We start from the raw sequence: 3,008 nt of genomic DNA on the forward strand, positions 1-3,008 counted from the left end.
CTTTGTCAAGTGAACCTATGCCAGTAAAACCAATTCCATCTCAAATAAGAGAAACAGGGACCATTCTTACACAAAAATCAAGTATAGATGTCGACTCAACTATTCCACAATCGATAGTGGAAACAGCAAATGAAAATAAGGAAATTCATTCAACACAAGAAATAGAATTACCCACTGCGTTAGAGGAAATACCAAGTGCTATCGCAGTCGGCAATGAAACTTGGCATCTACCTACACCTAAGCAATTAGATCGTTTAGAATCATCAAAAGAAGAGTAAAACCCTTGTATTTTAGGGCTTTACTCTTCTCACTAAAGAGAAAAGGAGGCGGTCTAGATGATGCAAGCACAGATACAAGAGGAAATTCATGAAATGGTGCAAGAGGAAGCAACGAAAGGTGTGAAAAAAAAGAAAAAGAAGTCTTGGAAACTCCGAATCTTTATTCTTCTGATTTTAGGTAAAATTTTTTGTTTCTTGCTGATTTTTGCTTTTATTGTACTTGTCATGTTCGGGCAAGATATGAGGAAGCAGGAAAAACCAGGATCTCCCACACCGGGAACAGGCATAGCAAACGTTTCGCCCGAGGTGATGCGTTGGGAGCCTGTTGTCAGACAGTATGCGGAACAATTTGGCATCCCTCAGTATATTCAATTTTTACTAGCTTTAATTCAACAGGAATCATCTGGGACCCTTATCGACGTCATGCAAGCAAGTGAAAGTAAATGTGGTTATATTGGGTGCATCACCAATCCAGTTGAATCTATTGCGTATGGGGTTGAGCGATTTTCTAAGCTATTACAAGCATCGGAGGGAAAATTATACATCGCCGCACAGGCTTATAATATGGGGGATTATTTTGTAACACATGCAAAAGGTATGAATACAAATTCAGATGATGTGGGATCAGTTGAAACAGCAGCTAAAGCCTATGCACAAAAATATGCAACGTCATTGGTTTGTAGTCCTTCATACCGCACTGGGTATTGTTATGGGGACTGGCGGTATGTTGCTAACATTTTAAGATATTACCAAGTGGCCACAACTCCTCCAACATCGGACGGATCTGGTAATGGTCCCGCAAATCAAAAGTTTAATGAAATCATGGCTTTGGCTGCTCCATTTGAGGGACGTCCCTATGTGTTTGGGGGCCGTAGACCGCCAGACTTTGATTGTAGTGGATTAGTAGAGTGGTCCTATGGTCAAGTTGGCATTAATATTTCTGGGACCGCAGCAGACCAATATAACAAGACTATTGCCGTCGATAATCCAGCACCGGGTGATTTAGTATTTTTTCGAGATACGTATAAAGCTGGAATCAGCCACGTTGGCATATACGTAGGTAATAATCGCATGTTTAACGCGGGGGGAACGCATTTACACTATGCTGATTTATCAAAAGATTATTGGGTGGAACATTTTGCAGGATTTAGAAGAGTACAATAGTATAGGAGGAAAAAAATATGAATAAAACGTTCGGAATGATTTTGGTATTTCTGTTAGCAGTTACCGGAATATTTGCGATGAATAAGTATTCGGAAGCTATGGAGTATAAGGAAAAGTATCAAAAAACCACGGATAAAAACAAAAAGCTAGATAAGGAGAAACAGGAGTTATATCGAATACTTGCCAGCAAAGAAAATAATACGGAGGAAAAGGTAAAAAAAGATACAACAGACTTTTTAAAAGCGTTTTTTGAGTATGATACGTCCAAAGGAGAAAGAGCATGGACAAAAATTAAGCCGTACACAACAGAAAATGGATTAAAAATGTTGATTCCTTCTGGAACGGATATCAATGCAACTGTAGAAAAAACAGATCCTGATAAGACTCTTGTATCAGGAATCGATAAACAATTACTGTACTTTACATCAGTAGATGAAAAAAACGCAAATATTTTTGCGAGAGTGTGGCAAAAGATGACGGTAAATAATGTCTCTAGTGTTAGTCAAATGCTATTGGAAATCAAATTGGTGTATAACGAAGAACAAAAGAAATGGATCGTTGACGATCTAAAGATACAGCAGCCGTTGAAACCAGAAGGGCATATTAGCTAAATACTGATAAGTGTATTCTCGAATATGGTTTGTCTATTTGAAAAGGGGGAAAAAATATGTTGTGTCCAAGATGTTCGGAAGAGAAACAAATTGAAATGATGCCGATGTATGATGAGTATCCAAATTGGATTTTGTTTTGTACAAAGTGTGACTATAGATATGAGAATTATGACCAGAGTCCACTTCCATACTAAAAAATTTGTGAAAAAAGGTGGTACAGAATGATAAGTATTGGAATAGGGCTGTCAGTTATACTGATAGCTTTTTTATGTACCAGCGTGTATCCTTTCCAACAGGAAAAATTAGAAAAAGGGAAGTATGACATGTATGGGTTATGGCTAGTACTTTGGACTGGAATTTGTGTTTACGTATCTGATCGTTACTTTCAAGATGATGGCTTGCAATGGATAGTGAAATTGATGGGAGCGACGTGTGTGATGGGAATTGCGGTGTCTTTTGTTGGCAGACAGCTTATACATGATTATAAATCTAAAAAATTACCATTCCAAAGAAAATGATCCCTCAGATTTAATTACAATGAGTTTTTATAACACTGCCAACACATTTGGTATCAAAATCGATTTCGTTTGTTACTCGGTCTGTTATGATACTTAAATAGATTTTTAGAATACTCGGAAGTTTTTTAGTAAAGGTTTGCATATATTTTAATTATGAGGCTAGGGAAAGGGGATTGACGGTACCATGATATATCAATATGAAATTGATTTTTCTGTGATATATAGTGATAGGGTAACAGTTGTACAATCCGCAATAGTTCCAGCACATTCTTTAGAATTCGCCAAAGAAAAATTGATAACAGAAACACAACGAAGGATCGGTAATTGTGAAATTTTGATTTGCTCAGCAAGTTTAAAGGTTTCAGAGGATGAAAGATATAGCATTATGATTTAAAGTAAAAATGTCCCTTGGGTTTTATTCCAGGGGACATTTTTTA

Annotated in this window: 4 protein-coding genes and 1 pseudogene; all 5 read left to right on the top strand. The window is 37.1% G+C overall.

What is annotated here, in order from left to right; translation table 11 throughout:
• A pseudogene (locus tag V7024_RS18415) lies at positions 1-278 on the top strand (hypothetical protein); the annotation flags it as partial.
• Between the two features lie 57 nt (positions 279-335).
• Positions 336-1,442 carry a C40 family peptidase gene (locus V7024_RS18420; RefSeq protein WP_335522523.1) on the top strand — a complete coding sequence of 369 codons (1,107 nt, stop codon included), beginning with the start codon at positions 336-338 and terminating at the stop codon, positions 1,440-1,442.
• 17 nt (positions 1,443-1,459) lie between these two features.
• A complete protein-coding gene (locus tag V7024_RS18425) occupies positions 1,460-2,053 on the top strand; it encodes a hypothetical protein (RefSeq protein ID WP_335522525.1) in 594 nt (197 codons plus the stop codon).
• Between the two features lie 56 nt (positions 2,054-2,109).
• Positions 2,110-2,247, top strand: coding sequence for a hypothetical protein (locus tag V7024_RS18430; RefSeq protein WP_335522527.1), 138 nt, complete (start codon positions 2,110-2,112; stop codon positions 2,245-2,247).
• 129 nt (positions 2,248-2,376) lie between these two features.
• Complete coding sequence (locus V7024_RS18435) at positions 2,377-2,571, top strand: hypothetical protein (protein ID WP_335522529.1); 195 nt, start codon at positions 2,377-2,379, stop codon at positions 2,569-2,571.
• The last annotated feature ends 437 nt before the right edge of the window (positions 2,572-3,008 follow it).

Origin of the sequence: Bacillus sp. JJ864 (assembly GCF_036963045.1) — a bacterium.
In the GTDB taxonomy this organism is placed as follows: domain Bacteria; phylum Bacillota; class Bacilli; order Bacillales; family Bacillaceae_G; genus Bacillus_A; species Bacillus_A pseudomycoides_C.